The following is a 16,738-nucleotide window of genomic DNA, read 5'->3' on the forward strand; positions in this document are numbered from 1 at the left end:
GAACACTCCCCGGCCTGCGAGAAGGTTGGTAACCGCTTGCCATAAGGCATGGCGAGCCGATAGGTCACCGACGCGCAATTGTTCCTGCTTGGGGCCAAGCATAGCGCCTGGTTAGAATCAATCTACAAATTGCCGCCAAGTATCTTTTACGCAAGGCGTTTTATCAACAACTGCGCCAGCTGCACGGCGTTAAGGGCGGCGCCCTTGCGTACGTTATCTGACGTCAGCCACAGATTTAGTTCAGCCGCGTCATCCACGCCCGCGCGCACCCGGCCTACGTAGACCACATCCTGGCCGACTGCGTCGCCCACGGCTGTAGGGTAATCACCCTCTTCTACCAGCTCGATACCGGGCGCGGCCTCCAATGCGCGGTTGACGGCGGCGAGATCGACCGCCGCGCCCAATTGCAATGACACAGTCAGGCTATCGCCAAAAAACACCGGTGCTTGAACGCAAGTTGCGGAAATCTTTAGCAAAGGTAATTCCAGGACTGCACGCAGTTCGTGAACCAGGCGCTTTTCCAAGGCGGTATGACCTTGGGCGTCTGGCGTGCCGACTTGTGCCAACAGGTTAAAGGCCATTTGCCGGTCAAAGAACTTGGGCTCCAGAGGGCGCACGTTCAGGAGTTCGGCGGTCTGACGTGCCAATTCGCTGACGGCTTCGCGGCCCTGGGCAGACACTGCCAGGCTGGCAGTGACGGCGACACGCTGGATGTCCAGCAAGCCGCGCAACGGCGCCAGCACCACCGCCAGGTTGGTGGCGGACGGGCTCGGGCTGCCGAGCTGGAAAGGTTTTTCCAGGCCGTCGAGGACATGGGCATTGGCTTCCGGCACCACCTGGGGCGCCTGCTCGGCGGGCAAGGCTCCCGACAAGTCGATCACCGAGCAACCCGCCGCCGTGGCACGGGGCGCGAAGCTCAGGGTGACTGCCGGGCCTGCGGCGAAGAAGGCCAGTTGCACCTTGCTGAAATCGAATTCGTCGACCTCCTTGACCCGTACGTTCTTGCCGCGAAACGGTACCGACGCGCCAGCAGAGTTACTGCCCGCCAGCAGGTACAGGGTGCCCACCGGGAATGCCAGCTCTTCGAGAATCTGCACCAGGGTTTCGCCGACCGTACCGGTGGCACCGATCACGGCAATTTCAAAGGTCTGGGTCATGGGGGCTGCCTCGGGCATTGCGGGGGGAGCGGCACTTTACCGGGTGGCCGGGAGTGAGGCAATTAGCCTGGGGCTGGTGGAGTGGCTGATGGCGCTATCGGGAGCAAGCCCCCTCCCACAGTGAACAGCATTTCAAGGTTGGAACTCGGTTGAATGTGGGAGGGGGCTTGCTCCCGATAGCGCCCGAAAGAACAATAAAAAACCCGCGCCTGTCACCAGAACGCGGGTTTCTATTATTGCTTCAAGCGATCAACGCTCCAGCAAAATCCGCAGCATGCGACGCAACGGCTCGGCCGCGCCCCACAGCAGTTGGTCGCCGACGGTGAATGCGCCCAGGTACTGGGTGCCCATGTTCAGCTTGCGCAGACGGCCCACCGGTACATTCAGGGTGCCGGTGACCTTGGTCGGGCTCAGCTCCTGCATGCTGATATCGCGGTTGTTCGGCACCAGCTTGACCCAGGGGTTGTGCTGGCTGATCAGCCCTTCGATATCGGCGATCGGCACGTCTTTGTTCAGCTTGATGGTCAGCGCCTGGCTGTGGCAGCGCATGGCGCCGATGCGCACGCAGATGCCATCCACCGGGATCGGGCTCTTGAACCGGCCGAGGATCTTGTTGGTCTCGGCCTGGGCCTTCCACTCTTCGCGGCTCTGGCCGTTCGGCAGCTCTTTGTCGATCCACGGGATCAGGCTGCCGGCCAATGGCACACCGAAGTTCTCGGTCGGGTAGGCATCGCTGCGCATGGCTTCGGCCACACGGCGGTCGATGTCGAGGATCGCGCTGGCCGGGTCGGCCAGTTGATCGGCGACGGCGGCGTGGGTCGCGCCCATCTGCTTGATCAACTCACGCATGTTCTGCGCGCCGGCACCGGAAGCTGCCTGATAAGTCATGGCGCTCATCCACTCGACCAGGCCGGCTTCGAACAGGCCGCCCAGGCCCATCAGCATCAGGCTGACGGTGCAGTTGCCGCCCACATAATTCTTGGTGCCGGCATCCAACTGCTGGTCGATGACCTTGCGGTTGACCGGGTCGAGGATGATCACGGCGTCGTCCTGCATGCGCAGGCTCGAGGCGGCGTCGATCCAGTAACCCTGCCAGCCGGCTTCACGCAGCTTGGGGAAGACTTCGCTGGTGTAGTCGCCACCCTGGCAGGTGAGGATCACGTCGAGGGTTTTCAGCTCTTCAATGCTGTAGGCGTCCTTGAGCGGGGCAATATCCTTGCCCACGGACGGCCCTTGGCCACCTACGTTCGAAGTGGTGAAAAACACCGGCTCAATAAGATCGAAATCCTGCTCTTCCAGCATCCGCTGCATGAGCACGGAACCGACCATACCGCGCCAACCGATCAGACCTACACGTTTCATCGCAACTACACCTTGTTAAAAAGTGGGCCGCCTTGCAGCAACAACTGCAAGCGGGCCCGAGAGATTACAGATTCCGCAGCGCGGCGACTACTGCGTCGCCCATTTCCTGCGTACCCACCTTGGTGCAACCCTGCGACCAGATGTCGCCGGTGCGCAGGCCCTGGTCCAGCACCAGGCTCACGGCCTTCTCGATCGCGTCCGCAGCGTCGCTCAGGTTGAAGCTGTAGCGCAGCATCATCGAGACCGACAGGATGGTCGCCAGCGGGTTGGCAATACCCTGGCCCGCAATGTCCGGCGCCGAGCCGTGGCAAGGCTCGTACATGCCTTTGTTATTGGTGTCCAGGGACGCCGACGGCAGCATGCCGATGGAACCGGTGAGCATCGACGCCTGGTCGGACAGGATGTCGCCGAACAGGTTGTCGGTGACGATCACGTCGAACTGCTTCGGCGCACGGACCAGTTGCATGGCGGCGTTGTCGACGTACATGTGGCTCAGTTCGACGTCCGGGTAGTCCTTGGCCACTTCTTCGACGATTTCGCGCCACAGTTGGCTGGAGGCCAGGACGTTGGCCTTGTCCACCGAGCAGACCTTCTTGCCGCGTACACGGGCCATGTCGAAACCGACGCGGGCAATACGGCGGATTTCACTCTCGCTGTACGGCAGGGTGTCGTAGGCCTGGCGCTCGCCATTCTCCAACTCGCGCACGCCCCGTGGCGAGCCAAAGTAGATACCACCGGTCAGTTCACGCACGATCAGGATGTCCAGGCCCGCCACCACTTCCGGCTTCAGGCTCGATGCGTCGGCCAGTTGCGGGTAGAGGATCGCCGGGCGCAGGTTACCGAACAGGCCCAGTTGCGCGCGGATTTTCAGCAGGCCGCGCTCAGGGCGGATATCACGCTCGATCTTGTCCCATTTCGGGCCACCCACGGCGCCCAGCAGCACGGCATCGGCGGCGCGGGCGCGGTCCAGGGTTTCGTCGGCCAGGGGCACGCCGTGCTTGTCGATGGCAGCGCCGCCGATCACGTCGTGGCTCAATTCGAAGCCCAGGCTGTACTTGCTGTTGGCAAGCTCCAGGACCTTGACCGCTTCGGCCATGATTTCCGGACCAATACCGTCGCCAGGGAGAATCAGAATCTGCTTGCTCATGGGTTCCTCATTTCATCGAGCGACCTGCCCGTGGGCAGGCCGGGAAAATTAATCAGCGTTCGGCCCAGACCACCAGCACGTCGGTGCTGAAGGTGCCGTCGGCCTGAATCTCGTAGTAATCGCGCACTTCCTGGCCCATCGCCTGCTGCAGCTCCAGGATCGCGGCGCGCAACACTTGCGGTGTGCGCATGCGTTCGACCCACGAGGTGTATTCCAGGCGCAGGCGCTGGCGGCTGCTGTTGCGTACGTGCAAGCCGGCTTCGCTGAGCTGGCGCATCCATTCGGCGGCGGAGTAGTCACGCACGTGGCTGGTGTCGCGCAGCACTTCGACGGTTTGCAGGTAAGTGTCCAGCAACGGGCTGCCCGGTGACAAGACATCGATAAACGCCGCCACGCCGCCCGGCTTGAGCACGCGGCGCACTTCGCGCAGGGCCACGCCGAGGTCGCTCCAATGGTGCGCCGAATAACGGCTGAACACGAAGTCGAATTCGCCATCGGCAAACGGCAGGCGCTCGGCGGCGCCGTTTACGGTGCCGATATTGGTGAGACCGCGATCTTGCGCAGCGGCGGCCACCACATCGAGCATCTGCTGGGAGAGGTCGTAGGCCACGACTTCCTTGACCAATGGAGCCATATGGAAACTCACATGACCGGCACCGCAACCCAGGTCCAGCAACCGCGCATCGCCCCGCCCGGCCAGTTCGGCCTGGAGCAGCGCGAATTCGGTGCCTTGGGCGTGCACGGCACTGCTCAGGTAGGCAGATGCCTGTTCGCCGAATTGTTTTTGCACGACTTGGGTGTGGGCGGTGCTGGTCATGGTGGCATCCTTCAAGGGTTGTGTTGCTGGTACCGGCCCTATCGGGGGCAAGCCCCCTCCCACATTTGAATGTATTCACAACTCAAAAGGTGGGAGGGGGCTTGCCCCCGATGAAGCCGGTCCTGCCTACATCAATTTATGCGTCACGAAACAACCAGGGCTGGCTCGCCCGGTGCCTGGCTTCGAACGCGGCAATCGCATCGCCGTCCTGCAAGGTCAGGCCGATATCGTCCAGGCCGTTGATCAGGCAGTGTTTGCGGAAGGCGTCCACCTCAAAGTGGTACACCTTGCCGTCCGGACGGGTCACGGTTTGCGCAGCCAGGTCGATGGTCAACTGGTAGCCCACATCGGCTTCCACTTGCTTGAACAGCTCGTCGACTTCTTCGTCGGTCAGGATGATCGGCAACAGGCCGTTCTTGAAGCTGTTGTTGAAGAAGATGTCGGCATAGCTCGGCGCGATGATGCTGCGAAAGCCATATTCTTCCAGGGCCCACGGCGCGTGCTCGCGGCTGGAGCCGCAACCGAAGTTTTCCCGGGCCAGCAACACGCTGGCGCCTTGGTAGCGCTCGGCGTTGAGCACGAAGTCCTTGTTCAACGGGCGCTTGGAGTTGTCCTGGTAGGCGTAGCCCACGTCCAGGTAGCGCCATTCGTCGAACAGGTTGGGGCCGAAACCGGTGCGCTTGATCGACTTCAAGAACTGCTTGGGGATGATCTGGTCGGTGTCGACGTTGGCACGGTCCAACGGCGCGACCAAACCGGTGTGTTGGGTAAAAGCTCTCATCGGGTTTTCCTCAGATCAATTCGCGAACGTCGATGAAACGACCGTTGACGGCAGCAGCGGCGGCCATGGCCGGGCTGACCAGGTGGGTACGGCCACCGGCGCCCTGACGCCCTTCGAAGTTACGGTTGGAGGTGGACGCGCAATGCTCGCCCGATTCCAGGCGGTCCGGGTTCATCGCCAGGCACATCGAGCAGCCCGGCTCACGCCACTCAAAACCGGCTTCGAGGAAGATCTTGTCCAGGCCTTCGGCCTCAGCCTGTGCTTTTACCAGACCCGAGCCTGGCACCACGATGGCCTGCTTGATGGTCGAGGCAACTTTGCGGCCCTTGGCGATCACCGCCGCCGCGCGCAGGTCTTCGATCCGCGAGTTGGTGCAGGAGCCGATAAACACGCGATCCAACTGGATGTCGGTGATCGCCTGGTTGGCCTTCAAGCCCATGTACTTCAAGGCGCGCTCGATGGAACCGCGCTTGACCAGGTCGGCTTCCTGCGCCGGGTCCGGCACGTTCTGGTCGACGGCCAGGACCATTTCCGGCGAAGTGCCCCAGCTGACTTGCGGCTTGATCTGGGCAGCGTCGAGTTCAACCACGGTGTCGAACACCGCATCGGCGTCGGACACCAGGTCCTTCCAGGCTTCAACCGCGGCGTCCCAATCGGCGCCTTGCGGTGCAAATGGGCGCCCCTTCACGTACTCAATGGTTTTCTCGTCCGCCGCCACCATGCCCACGCGGGCACCGGCTTCGATGGACATGTTGCAGATGGTCATGCGGCCCTCGATGGACAGGTCGCGAATGGCGCTGCCGGCGAACTCGATGGCATGGCCGTTACCGCCGGCGGTGCCGATCTTGCCGATCACGGCGAGCACGATGTCCTTGGCGGTCACGCCGAACGGCAAGGTGCCTTCGACACGCACCAGCATGTTCTTCATTTTCTTGGCGACCAGGCACTGGGTGGCGAACACATGTTCCACCTCCGAGGTGCCGATGCCGTGGGCCAGGGCGCCAAACGCACCGTGGGTGGAAGTGTGGGAGTCGCCGCAGACCACGGTCATGCCCGGCAAGGTGGCGCCCTGCTCCGGGCCGATCACGTGGACGATCCCTTGACGCACGTCATTCATCTTGAATTCGGTGATGCCATATTCGTCGCAGTAGTCGTCGAGGGTCTGCACCTGCAAGCGCGACACGGTGTCGACAATGGCGTCGATCCCGCCCTTGCGCTCCGGGGTGGTCGGTACGTTGTGGTCCGGGGTGGCGATGATCGAGTCGACGCGCCAAGGCTTGCGCCCGGCCAGCCGCAGGCCTTCGAACGCTTGGGGCGAGGTCACTTCATGGATGATGTGACGGTCGATATAGATCAGCGACGAGCCATCGTCGCGCCGTTTCACTTCATGGGAATCCCAAAGCTTGTCGTAAAGCGTTTTGCCGGCCATCAGTCGGTCCTCATCAGCGGTGTTTCTATGCGCCGGGCTTTTCAATAACCCTTTGGCTTGTGAGGCTGATGGTATGGCGCTACATTAAATAACTCAAATTCATATTTTTTATGCTTTGGATTACCAACTGGAATACAACCATGGACCTGGCCAACCTCAATGCCTTTATTGCCATCGCCGAGACCGGCAGCTTCTCCGGCGCAGGTGAACGCCTGCACCTGACCCAGCCGGCCATCAGCAAGCGCATCGCCGGCCTGGAACAGCAATTGAAGGTGCGACTGTTCGATCGCCTGGGCCGTGAAGTCGGCTTGACCGAAGCCGGCCGGGCCTTGCTGCCGCGCGCTTATCAGATTCTCAACGTGCTGGACGACACCCGCCGCGCCCTCACCAACCTCACCGGAGAAGTCAGCGGCCGCCTCACTTTGGCCACCAGCCACCACATCGGCCTGCATCGTTTGCCACCGATCCTGCGCACCTTCACCCGCGAATACCCGAACGTGGCCCTGGATATTCAGTTTCTCGATTCGGAAGTGGCCTACGAAGAAATCCTCCACGGCCGCGCCGAAGTGGCGGTGATCACCCTGGCGCCCGACCCCCATCACCTGGTACGCGCCACACCGGTGTGGGATGACCCGCTGGATTTCGTGGTGGCGCCGGAGCACAGCCTTACCGGCAACCGCGAGGTCAGCCTGGCCGATATTGCCGGCCACCCGGCGGTTTTCCCTGGCGGTAATACCTTTACCCACCATATTGTCAGCCGTCTGTTCGAGGCCCAGGGCCTTACGCCGAACATCGCGATGAGTACCAACTACCTGGAAACCATCAAGATGATGGTCTCCATCGGCCTGGCCTGGAGCGTGTTGCCGCGCACCATGCTCGATGAGCAGGTGGCGAGTATCGCTTTGCCGGGCATACAACTCAGTCGCCAGCTAGGCTATATCGTGCACACCGAAAGGACACTGTCGAACGCTGCGCGGGCGTTCATGAGCCTGTTGGATGCACAGGTGGATCTGCCAGTGATACCGGTATGACGCCGTGCGGCCCCAGGTTGTGAATAAAACCGCGCTGTTTGCCCATCGAGCCAAGGCCCTTTGATAATGCGCAACCCTGTCGACCCTCTACCCCCCCTGCCCCGCATCTACGCCCTGGACCCCCAGCAGGCGGAACAAAGCTGGGACAGCGCCCCGCAACTGCTGGCAGCCCTGAATGCGGCCCGGCTGGGCGCGTGGTGCTGGGAAATCGACACCGGAAGAATAAGCTGGTCACGGGGCACCCAGGCGCTGTTCGGCTTCGACCCGCGCCAACCACTGCCCAAGGACCTGGATTACCTCGACCTGCTGGCGCCGTCGGATCGCTCCCGGGTGGTGCGCGCCTTTCATGCGGTGCTGGCCGGCGAGCCTTTCGAGCAGGCCATGCACCATCACATCCAATGGCCGGACGGCACCCATCACTGGCTGGAGATCAATGGCAGCCTGGCACCGGACAAGGCCGGCCGGCGCCGCATGATCGGCGTGATCCGCGAGACCACTCGCCAGCGCGAGCGGGAGCACGCCCTCAGCCATTCCGAAAAACGCTTCGCCACGCTGTTTCACCTGTGCCCGAACATGGTGTTGTTGACCCGCCAGTCCGACGGCCTGATCAGCGAAGCCAACCAGTATTTCGAGATGCTCTTCGGCTGGCCGGTGGCCGATGCCATTGGCCGCACCACCCTGGACCTGGGCCTGTGGCGCCACCCCGAACAACGCGCGCAGATGGTCCAGGCCACCCAGCGCAAGGGTGAACCCATCACCATGGAAGTGCAGTTCTGCGCCAGCAACGGCCAGATCCACGATGGCACCCTCTGTGCGCAAAAGGTCGAGCTGGAGGGCGAGGCCTACTTGATCAGCACCTTTCTCGACACTACCGAGCGCAAAAACGCCGAAAATGCCCTCAAGGACAGCCAGGAGCGCCTGGACCTGGCCTTGGACTCGGCGCAACTGGGCACCTGGGACTGGCATATCCCCACCGGCATGCTCTACGGCTCGGCCCGCGCCGCTCAACTGCACGGTCTGCCACCCGAGCCCTTCCATGAATCCTTCGAGGCGTTTTTCGAGGGCATGCCCAGGCAAGAGCGCGAGAACATGCGCAACGCTTATCGCACCCTGCGCGAAGGCCCGGCCGGCAATTACCAACTGACTTACCGCGTGCCACTGGACGACGGCAGCTCGCGCTACCTGGAAAGCCGCGCCCGCCTCTACCGCGACGAGCAAGGGGCGCCGCTGCGCATGGCTGGCACCCTGCTGGACATCACCGACCAGGTGGAGCGCGAACAACGCCTGACCGCCTCCGAAGAAAAGTTCGCCAGCCTGTTCCAGGCCAGCCCCGATCCCATCTGCGTGACCTGCCTGGACAGTGGCGCGTTCATCGAGATCAACCCCGCCTTCACCCAGACGTTTGGTTGGACGGCGGCCGAGGTGATCGACAAGAGTGCCGAGCAGATCGGCCTGTGGGACGAGTCAAGCAAACGCCTGCAGCGTATCGAACAGGTGATTCGCGACCAGGCGTTGAGCAATGTGGCCATCGTGGTGCACCACAAGAACGGCCAAACCCTGACCTGCATGATTTCCAGCCGGCTGATCAAGGTGGGCGACCAGCCGTGCATCGTCACCACCTTGCGCGACATCACCCAGCAACAACGCTCGGAGGCCGCGCTGAAGGCCAGCGAGGAAAAATTCGCCAAGGCCTTCCATTCCAGCCCCGACGCTATCTCCATCACCGAGCGCGACACCGGCCGTTATGTGGAGGTCAACGACGGCTTCTGCCGCCTCACCGGCTACCGCGCCGAAGAAGCCATTGGCTTGACGCTGTACCAGATCGGCATCTGGGCCGATGAAAACCAGCGTTCCGCCTTGTTGGCCGAATTGCAGATCAAGGGGCGCATCCCTCACCTGGAAATGCTCTGGCACAACAAACGCGGCGACGTGTTGGCGGTAGAAGTCTCGGTCGAGCCGATCACCCTCAATGAAACCCCGTGCCTGCTGCTGACCGCGCGGGACGTGAGCCTGCTGAAAAACGCCCAGGCGCAGATCCGTCACCTGGCCTATCACGACCCGCTGACCAACCTGCCCAACCGTGCGCTGCTGATGGATCGCCTGAGCCAACAGATCGCCTTGCTCAAGCGCCATAACCTGCGCGGTGCCCTGCTGTTTCTCGACCTCGACCATTTCAAGCACATCAACGATTCCCTCGGCCACCCGGTGGGCGACACCGTGCTGAAAATCGTCACCGCGCGCCTGGAAGCCAGCGTGCGCATGGAGGACACGGTGGCGCGCCTGGGCGGCGATGAGTTCGTGGTACTGCTCAGCGGCCTGGATGGCACGCGCACGCAAGTCAGCACCCAGGTGCAGGAACTGGCCGATACCCTGCGCGAATTGCTTTCGGAGCCGATGTTCCTCGATGGCCATCGCCTGCAGGTCACACCAAGCATCGGCGTGGCGTTGATTCCCGACCATGGCACCACCCCGGCGGACCTGCTCAAGCGCGCCGACATCGCCCTGTACCGGGCCAAGGATTCGGGGCGCAACACCACGCAGATGTTCCACAACAGCATGCAAAAGGCCGCCAGCGAGCGCCTGCGCATGGAAACCGACCTGCGCCTGGCCCTGTCACGCGGCGAGTTCAGCGTGCATTACCAGCCCCAGGTGGACGCGCGCGGCAACAAGATCGTCGGCGCCGAGGCCCTGGTGCGCTGGCAGCATCCGCAGTTGGGCGCGCAGTCACCGTCCGAATTCATCAAGGTCCTGGAAGACAGCGGCCTGATTCTCGAAGTGGGTACCTGGATCCTCGATGAGGCCTGCGCCGCCTTTGCACAGCTGATTGCCGAAGGCTTGGTGGACCCGCTGAATTTCAGCCTGTGCGTGAACATCAGCCCCCGGCAGTTTCGCCAGAACGACTTTGTCGAACGGGTGGAGCGCAGCCTCAAGCGGCATCAACTGCCCTGCAACCTGCTGAAACTGGAAATCACCGAAGGCATCGTGATTCAGAACCTGGACGACACCGTGGCAAAGATGCGCCGCCTGAAGAAGCTCGGTGTCAGTTTTGCCATGGATGACTTCGGTACCGGCTACTCATCGCTGACGTACCTCAAGCGCTTGCCGGTGGATGCGCTGAAGATCGACCAGTCCTTCGTACGCGACGCGACCCATGACCCCAACGACGCCGAAATCATCCGCGCCATTGTGGCCATGGCCCGCAGCCTGAACCTGACGGTGATTGCCGAAGGCGTGGAAACCCCGGAGCAATTGGCGTTCCTGCAAAAGCTGGGCTGCCATTTGTTCCAGGGGTATTTGCACAGTCGGCCACTGCCGATCGAGGGGTTCAGGCGATTGCTCGGCTAAGCCTCACACCAGCTTTAGCGCGCTCAACGCCCTGCGTTTCCAGGGCGACGTGTGCAACGCGTGCTTTTGCCCATACAGGTCCAGTGCGCCACCGACCACCGCCACGGAATGCCAACCGTCTTCCATCGTCCCGATCGCGCCCTGGGCCAACTCGTCTACCGTGCTGTTACGCATGTAGGCAAACAGGCCCAGACGTCGGAGTGCCTCGCCAGGAGCTTCACCGTCATTGAGGGTTTCCAGGGCGACCGGATAGCTTTGCCGGGCACGGAAGTCGTTATTTTCCATTTGCGCGCGCTTAGCGCTGACGGCGTAGAGGAAGTTGGCGTAATCGAGCAACACCCGATCGCTGCCGAGAAAATTCGAGACTGCGGTTGCCTGCCTCAGTTCCTCGTCCGTCAACCGCAGCCGGACGCCATCACGCATCGTCACCTCAAAGCCATCGCGTGTCCTGTGGATAGCCGTATAGATGCCGTCAGGGAATCGCGTGATGGCGGCCTTGATTGCCGACACCGTGACACAATTGCCCTCTGCCCCTTGATAAAAACCGCGCCAGATATCCGCATGCCTGATGCTTTCTGGTACAAGGGAAACCTCCACACCTGGGTGCGATGGAACCTGGCGATCATCAAACAGCACATACCCATAACCACCCTCGGTCCGCCCCTGCCGGCCATAGTTGGACACGATGCCGTTCACCACCAGCGCAGCGCCAAAGGCATGGGTTTGCCGTACCCAGGCAGCCTCCCTGCCAACCATATCGCTGGCCTCTACGGATCGCGACAAACCATACACGCCCATGCCCTCCAGGCATCGCTTGCTTGTCTCACCCTCAAGGGTCTTCGCCAGGGCGGCATCGAACGTCCCATAGCCGCCTGACAGCTGCTTGCGTTTCACAAAGGCCGCGAACATGAAGCTGGCGTGTTTCACCGCCTCGGGGTCCCGCCCTGTGAACCTGCAAGCCTGTGCCGCTCGTTCAAGTTCCGCCTGTGAAACATGCACGTTGTATTGGTCTTTCATGGTGACGGCATACCCGTCACCTGCGGGAACGACCTCATTGAATACATCAGTGGGGTGTCGACCGAATGTCATCATCATCATTTTGATAACGGCCGCATGGGTACTGCAGTCATAGTTTTCGCCAAATCGACGTTCGGCGGCATTGAATGCATTCACGGGATCATCAAGTCTCACCCCGGCCCTGGTGTTGGAAATACTTGAAACGTACTCATACGGCCGATTGGCCATGACCGGGCCACGCCCCTCAATCAAAGTGTTCATGGGACTGCTCACTCAAGACTGGACTGGAAATGTGCAGCCAGAGGCCCTGGCTGCACGCCTTGCACACACGCATCACACCAGCGCGATGGCGACCCCACGTGTCGGCGCCGAGCCTTGGCGCCCATAAATCTCTTCGCGGCCATTGATCACGGCCACCGAATGACGGGCACGATTGCACATGCCCAACTGGCCTTTGGCGAGGTCACGCACGTTGACCCTCTTCATGTGCTTGCGCAGCCCCAAACGCAGGAAGCCCTCACCCGGCCCATCATCATCCTCCCCATCGTTCAATGTTCGCACTGCTGCGCGATAACTGCGGCTCGCCCAGCCGTCGTTGTTTTCCATCTGCGCACGCTTGGCACTGACAGCGAACAGAAATTGCGCGTCCTTGAGCATGCCTTTATCGGAGCCGATAAAGAGCGAACCTGCGGCGCCAACCTTCAACTCTTGATCCGTCAAGTTAAGTACAAAGTCGTCGCGCATCGTCACCCGATAACCGTTGTTGGTCTTGACCACCTCTTTATAGATATCCGTTGGACTTTGGCCGAACTTGTACATGGCCGCCTTAATAGCCGATACCGTGACACAGTTGCCATCCGGGCCTTGGCGAAACCCACTCCAGATATTATCCGGCTTGGCACCATTTCGTTTATCGGACAAGTTCGCTATGGGGAAACTTTGTTGCGGTTTCGGTTGCGGTTGCGGCTCTGGCGGAGCCGGTGGGTCGACAGTTGGAGTGATTTGGGACAGCGGCTTACTATCGGGAACGACCTTATCCGTTTTATTCGAGAGAAGGTTAAACAACTGCGTGAAAAATGAAGTGAACAAGGCAATAAGGCTGGCAGCTGGATTTGAGTCCGCCCCTACTGCCGTGTTACTTCGTGGCACGCCTAGAGGAGTAGAGACAGCGGCTTTGACAGGCTCGACGGGGTTAAAGCGGTATGAAGGCATGAGTTCGTTGGCAGGCGCCGACAAATCGCTGTTCAACACCTGCCGAACATCCACTACGCGTGCAATGTTATCAATCGAGCAATACGACATGGTTTCTCTCCACTTTCTTAGTGTTTCTCCGGACGTTAAGCTCCCCGGAGAAACACTGTTTTTATTTATCGAAGAAGTTGAATTGCGATGCCTGGCGTCAGGTTTTCAGCCGACGACGATTGATAAAACTCCACCCTTTGAGATCGTTATCTTTTTCAGCAGGGCCCGGGCTGGTCACGTCAGGCTCAGGCTTTGGCTGATCTGGAGTGACCGTCGGCTTGGTATCAGTCGGGGGCACGATCTTCGTGTCGGGTTGCGGTACTACCCCGGGCTGGGGCATCGGTTCAGGCTTGTGCAGCACACCAGGATGGCTGCCCGGAACCTTGGCTTCGGGTTGCGGAGTCACCTCGGCCTTGGGTATCAACGTAGGCTTGGGCTGCACGCCGGGCTTGGTGTCCGGCACCCGGGCTTCGGGTTGTGGAGTCACCTCGGCCTTGGGTATCAACGCGGGCTTGGGCTGCACGCCGGGCTTGGTGTCCGGCACCCGGGCTTCGGGTTGTGGAGTCACCTCGGCCTTGGGCATCAACGCGGGCTTGGGCTGCACGCCGGGCTTGGTGTCCGGCACCCGGGCTTCGGGTTGTGGAGTCACCTCGGCCTTGGGCATCGGGACAGGATTGGGCGCCGCGTCGGGCACGGTCTTCAGCCTGCCTCTGTCGTGCTCGACGGGAGTGTCAGGGCAGTGACAACGACCAATATTGAGCTCCACCTTTACCTGCGCATTCGAGTCGTTACTCACGTTGACGCTGGGCACGGGTACCGCCGGTGAAACATGTGACGTGGGCTTGTGTGACGTACCTGGAAGCAACCCGTCGTCAATTTTCACTTTCAGTTCGCTCGTCGTATCCGACGGGGTCTTCGCCAACGGGTCTGCATTTACCTTCACTTTCTGTGGGTCTGTCGAAGCCGACGTGGTCCTTGGCAACGTGCCTGCATCTGCCTTCATTTTCTGCGGGTCAGCCGAATCCGACGAGGCCTTCGGTAACGTGCCTGCATCTGCCTTCATCTTCTGTGGGTCAGCCGAATCCGACGAGGCCTTCGGTAACGTGGCTGCAGCTGCCTTCATTTTCAGCGGGTCAGACGAATCCGGTGTGGCCTTGAGTGCCTTATCGGAGGGGATAGCGGGTTGAGGGGTTACATTTTTTCCTAAAATAACCTCACGCATGGACTTGAAGACTTGCTCAAGCATGTCGAACAACTTTGAAAGCGCCCCCGCGCTGATCATCATTTCACCCTGAGTCGTTCGGGCATTGTCAGGAAAAAGTGCAGATGAAGTCCATGCTGAATCCGTCTTGGAGGTACTCAATGGCACGCTGGACTTTGGGAGTGTTGAGGACGGCACTTCATCGCGTGCCGTATCAAGTTTCATAGAAGGTGAATTATTGATCGAGAGAGACATAAGCAAGTTCCTTCGTCAGCGCCATCTCGGCCATTAAATGCCTGGGACAGCAATGAAATTTAGGTGGACTGGAAGACAACAGCGTTGCCTCACAGTCACTACTTTCGTGGAGCCTGAGGCTATCGGGTTCCAGAAATCGCACCTCACATAAGGAAACCAACACGCACTTTCAGACTTTGCCTCATGGCAATTCCAAGAAAAGCCTGATTCAGCGCACGTCGACGTCACACTCGCGTGACACACCTATTAATAAAGCGTCAGACATGCAATTAGGAGACATACTTAACAACACCATTAACTATTGTTCTGTGATAGTTAGCGGGCACAAAAAATCATCAGTCATAATTAAGCTGTCGCACGAATAACTACGGAAGTTTTCAGAACAACTCAGTCACAACTCAAAAATCCCGCAACGCAAAAGGCTCCTTATCTTTCGATAAAGAGCCTTGTTTGAACCATCGGCAGGTGATCAACAGTATCGTTATAGATCAGGCAGCGGCAGGCGCATCCATACCCAACAAACGACTGACTTGCCCCAGTTCGGTTTCGCGGCGCAGGGCGGTAAACAGCGCTACAGCTTCGGGGTAGTTGCGCGTCAACATCGCCAGCCATTGCTTCAATCGACCGGGAGCCTGACGCTCGGTCAGTTGTGCTACCGACTGGGTCCAGAAGTCTTGAAGCATGGGCTGCATTTGCGCCCAGGTCATTTCCACGACGTCTTCGCCTGCACGCGCGGCGGCGATTTGCCGAGCCAGGTCCGGACGCGCCACCAGGCCGCGACCGAGCATGATGTCTTCGACACCACTGATCTCCCGACAGCGCCGCCAGTCTTCGACGCTCCAGATATCGCCGTTGGCGAACACCGGCACCTTGACCACCTCCTGCACCCGCGGAATCCATTCCCAGTGGGCGGGCGGTTTGTAGCCATCGGTCTTGGTACGCGCATGCACCACGATATGCGCCGCACCGCCTTCGGCCAGGGCCGTGGCGCACACCAGCGCGCCATCCGGACTGTCGAAGCCCAGGCGCATCTTGGCGGTCACCGGGATATGGGCCGGCACGGCACGGCGCACGTGTTCGACGATCTGGTTGAGCAGCTCTGGCTCCTTGAGCAGCACTGCACCGCCGCGGGACTTATTGACGGTCTTGGCCGGGCAGCCGAAGTTCAGGTCGATCACCTCGGAACCCAGCTCGCAGGCCAGGGCGGCGTTTTCCGCCAGGCAAACCGGGTCGGAGCCGAGCAATTGCACGCGCAACGGCACACCAGCTGCGGTGTGGGCACCGTGCAGCAGTTCCGGGGCAAGCTTGTGGAAATACGCCGGGGTGAGCAGGCGGTCGTTGACGCGGATGAACTCGGTCACACACCAGTCGATACCGCCCACGCGGGTCAACACGTCCCGCAGGATGTTGTCGACCAACCCCTCCATGGGCGCCAAAGCAATTTGCATGGAAAACACTCAACAAAAATCGTGGCGCAGTTTACTGGGTTTCCCGCGGCAACCGTTAACCCCCTGTCAGGGCGGGACCATAACCGTCGAGAAATTCGGCCGGCATGCGCTTGGGCTTACCGCTGGACAATTCGATGCAGACAAAGGTGGTGTGCGCCCGCAGCAAGGTCGCACCGTCACGCGGGCGTACCAGCTGGAAACGACGGGTCATCTTCAGGCGCTGGTCCCAATCGACGATCCAGGTGCCCAACTGCAACTCGTCGCCTTCGTAGCCTGCCGCCAGATAATCGATTTCATGGCGCACCACGGCCATGGCACGGTCCAGGCGGCGGTACTCGGTGAGGTCCAGCCCCAGGCGCTGGGAATGGCGCCAGGCGCAGCGCTCCAGCCAGGACACGTATACCGCGTTATTGGCGTGCCCCAGGCCGTCAATGTCTTCAGGCGCGACCTGCAGATCGATGATAAACGGCGTTGCCAAATCCCAGCCCATGCCTTGCTCCAGTCGA

At 60.8% G+C, this 16,738-nt stretch carries 13 protein-coding genes; 2 read left to right on the forward strand and 11 right to left on the reverse strand.

Annotated elements, in window-relative coordinates; translation table 11 throughout:
- Positions 1-146: 146 nt before the first annotated feature.
- The 6 genes from BB029_RS19150 to leuC form a co-directional block, all read right to left on the reverse strand.
- Positions 147-1,157 (reverse strand): aspartate-semialdehyde dehydrogenase, encoded by a 1,011-nt coding sequence (locus BB029_RS19150; RefSeq protein WP_065940372.1) that lies wholly within the window; start codon positions 1,155-1,157, stop codon positions 147-149.
- Between the two features lie 249 nt (positions 1,158-1,406).
- Positions 1,407-2,519, reverse strand: a complete 1,113-nt coding sequence (gene asd, locus BB029_RS19155; RefSeq protein WP_027604071.1) for an aspartate-semialdehyde dehydrogenase — start codon at positions 2,517-2,519, stop codon at positions 1,407-1,409.
- 64 nt (positions 2,520-2,583) lie between these two features.
- Positions 2,584-3,666, reverse strand: a complete 1,083-nt coding sequence (gene leuB, locus BB029_RS19160) for a 3-isopropylmalate dehydrogenase (RefSeq protein ID WP_017530190.1) — start codon at positions 3,664-3,666, stop codon at positions 2,584-2,586.
- A 52-nt stretch (positions 3,667-3,718) separates the two neighbouring features.
- Positions 3,719-4,483: a class I SAM-dependent methyltransferase gene (locus BB029_RS19165; RefSeq protein ID WP_065940373.1), complete on the reverse strand. Its 765-nt coding sequence runs from the start codon at positions 4,481-4,483 to the stop codon at positions 3,719-3,721.
- Positions 4,484-4,619: 136 nt separating this feature from the next.
- Entirely contained in the window at positions 4,620-5,264 is a 645-nt protein-coding gene (gene leuD, locus BB029_RS19170) for a 3-isopropylmalate dehydratase small subunit (RefSeq protein ID WP_027604069.1), read from the reverse strand.
- 10 nt (positions 5,265-5,274) lie between these two features.
- Positions 5,275-6,693, reverse strand: coding sequence for a 3-isopropylmalate dehydratase large subunit (gene leuC / locus BB029_RS19175; RefSeq protein ID WP_065940374.1), 1,419 nt, complete (start codon positions 6,691-6,693; stop codon positions 5,275-5,277).
- 140 nt (positions 6,694-6,833) lie between these two features.
- On the opposite strand from leuC, the gene BB029_RS19180 reads away from it, so the two are divergent.
- Positions 6,834-7,724 (forward strand): LysR family transcriptional regulator, encoded by an 891-nt coding sequence (locus tag BB029_RS19180; RefSeq protein ID WP_065940375.1) that lies wholly within the window; start codon positions 6,834-6,836, stop codon positions 7,722-7,724.
- Positions 7,725-7,790: 66 nt separating this feature from the next.
- The gene (locus tag BB029_RS19185; RefSeq protein ID WP_065940376.1) at positions 7,791-11,069 is read left to right on the forward strand and encodes an EAL domain-containing protein; all 3,279 of its coding nucleotides are present in this window, start codon (positions 7,791-7,793) and stop codon (positions 11,067-11,069) included.
- Between the two features lie 3 nt (positions 11,070-11,072).
- Here BB029_RS19185 and BB029_RS19190 read toward each other — a convergent pair whose 3' ends face one another.
- From BB029_RS19190 to BB029_RS19210, 5 genes are all read right to left on the reverse strand, one after another.
- The gene (locus BB029_RS19190) at positions 11,073-12,347 is read right to left on the reverse strand and encodes a hypothetical protein (protein WP_065940377.1); all 1,275 of its coding nucleotides are present in this window, start codon (positions 12,345-12,347) and stop codon (positions 11,073-11,075) included.
- A 72-nt stretch (positions 12,348-12,419) separates the two neighbouring features.
- Positions 12,420-13,388 (reverse strand): hypothetical protein, encoded by a 969-nt coding sequence (locus BB029_RS19195; protein ID WP_065940378.1) that lies wholly within the window; start codon positions 13,386-13,388, stop codon positions 12,420-12,422.
- A gap of 97 nt (positions 13,389-13,485) precedes the next feature.
- On the reverse strand, positions 13,486-14,784 hold the full coding sequence (locus BB029_RS19200; RefSeq protein ID WP_141696568.1) for a hypothetical protein: 1,299 nt from the start codon (positions 14,782-14,784) through the stop codon (positions 13,486-13,488).
- A gap of 488 nt (positions 14,785-15,272) precedes the next feature.
- Positions 15,273-16,232 carry a tRNA-dihydrouridine synthase gene (locus BB029_RS19205; RefSeq protein WP_065940380.1) on the reverse strand — a complete coding sequence of 320 codons (960 nt, stop codon included), beginning with the start codon at positions 16,230-16,232 and terminating at the stop codon, positions 15,273-15,275.
- 55 nt (positions 16,233-16,287) lie between these two features.
- The gene (locus BB029_RS19210) at positions 16,288-16,722 is read right to left on the reverse strand and encodes a thioesterase family protein (RefSeq protein WP_065940381.1); all 435 of its coding nucleotides are present in this window, start codon (positions 16,720-16,722) and stop codon (positions 16,288-16,290) included.
- Positions 16,723-16,738: the final 16 nt, after the last annotated feature.

Origin of the sequence: Pseudomonas sp. S3E12, from assembly GCF_001702295.1 — a bacterium.
Lineage (GTDB): Bacteria > Pseudomonadota > Gammaproteobacteria > Pseudomonadales > Pseudomonadaceae > Aquipseudomonas > Aquipseudomonas marginalis.

Excerpts from the sequence above, each read along its gene's own strand:
- leuD (WP_027604069.1), bottom strand. The coding sequence starts at position 5,264 with ATGAGAGCTTTTACCCAACACACCGGTTTGGTCGCGCCGTTGGACCGT.
- BB029_RS19200 (WP_141696568.1), bottom strand. The coding sequence starts at position 14,784 with ATGTCTCTCTCGATCAATAATTCACCTTCTATGAAACTTGATACGGCA.
- BB029_RS19205 (WP_065940380.1), bottom strand. The coding sequence starts at position 16,232 with ATGCAAATTGCTTTGGCGCCCATGGAGGGGTTGGTCGACAACATCCTG.
- BB029_RS19190 (WP_065940377.1), bottom strand. The coding sequence starts at position 12,347 with ATGAACACTTTGATTGAGGGGCGTGGCCCGGTCATGGCCAATCGGCCG.
- asd (WP_027604071.1), bottom strand. The coding sequence starts at position 2,519 with ATGAAACGTGTAGGTCTGATCGGTTGGCGCGGTATGGTCGGTTCCGTG.
- BB029_RS19180 (WP_065940375.1), top strand. The coding sequence starts at position 6,834 with ATGGACCTGGCCAACCTCAATGCCTTTATTGCCATCGCCGAGACCGGC.
- BB029_RS19150 (WP_065940372.1), bottom strand. The coding sequence starts at position 1,157 with ATGACCCAGACCTTTGAAATTGCCGTGATCGGTGCCACCGGTACGGTC.
- BB029_RS19185 (WP_065940376.1), top strand. The coding sequence starts at position 7,791 with ATGCGCAACCCTGTCGACCCTCTACCCCCCCTGCCCCGCATCTACGCC.
- BB029_RS19165 (WP_065940373.1), bottom strand. The coding sequence starts at position 4,483 with ATGACCAGCACCGCCCACACCCAAGTCGTGCAAAAACAATTCGGCGAA.
- leuC (WP_065940374.1), bottom strand. The coding sequence starts at position 6,693 with ATGGCCGGCAAAACGCTTTACGACAAGCTTTGGGATTCCCATGAAGTG.
- leuB (WP_017530190.1), bottom strand. The coding sequence starts at position 3,666 with ATGAGCAAGCAGATTCTGATTCTCCCTGGCGACGGTATTGGTCCGGAA.
- BB029_RS19195 (WP_065940378.1), bottom strand. The coding sequence starts at position 13,388 with ATGTCGTATTGCTCGATTGATAACATTGCACGCGTAGTGGATGTTCGG.
- BB029_RS19210 (WP_065940381.1), bottom strand. The coding sequence starts at position 16,722 with ATGGGCTGGGATTTGGCAACGCCGTTTATCATCGATCTGCAGGTCGCG.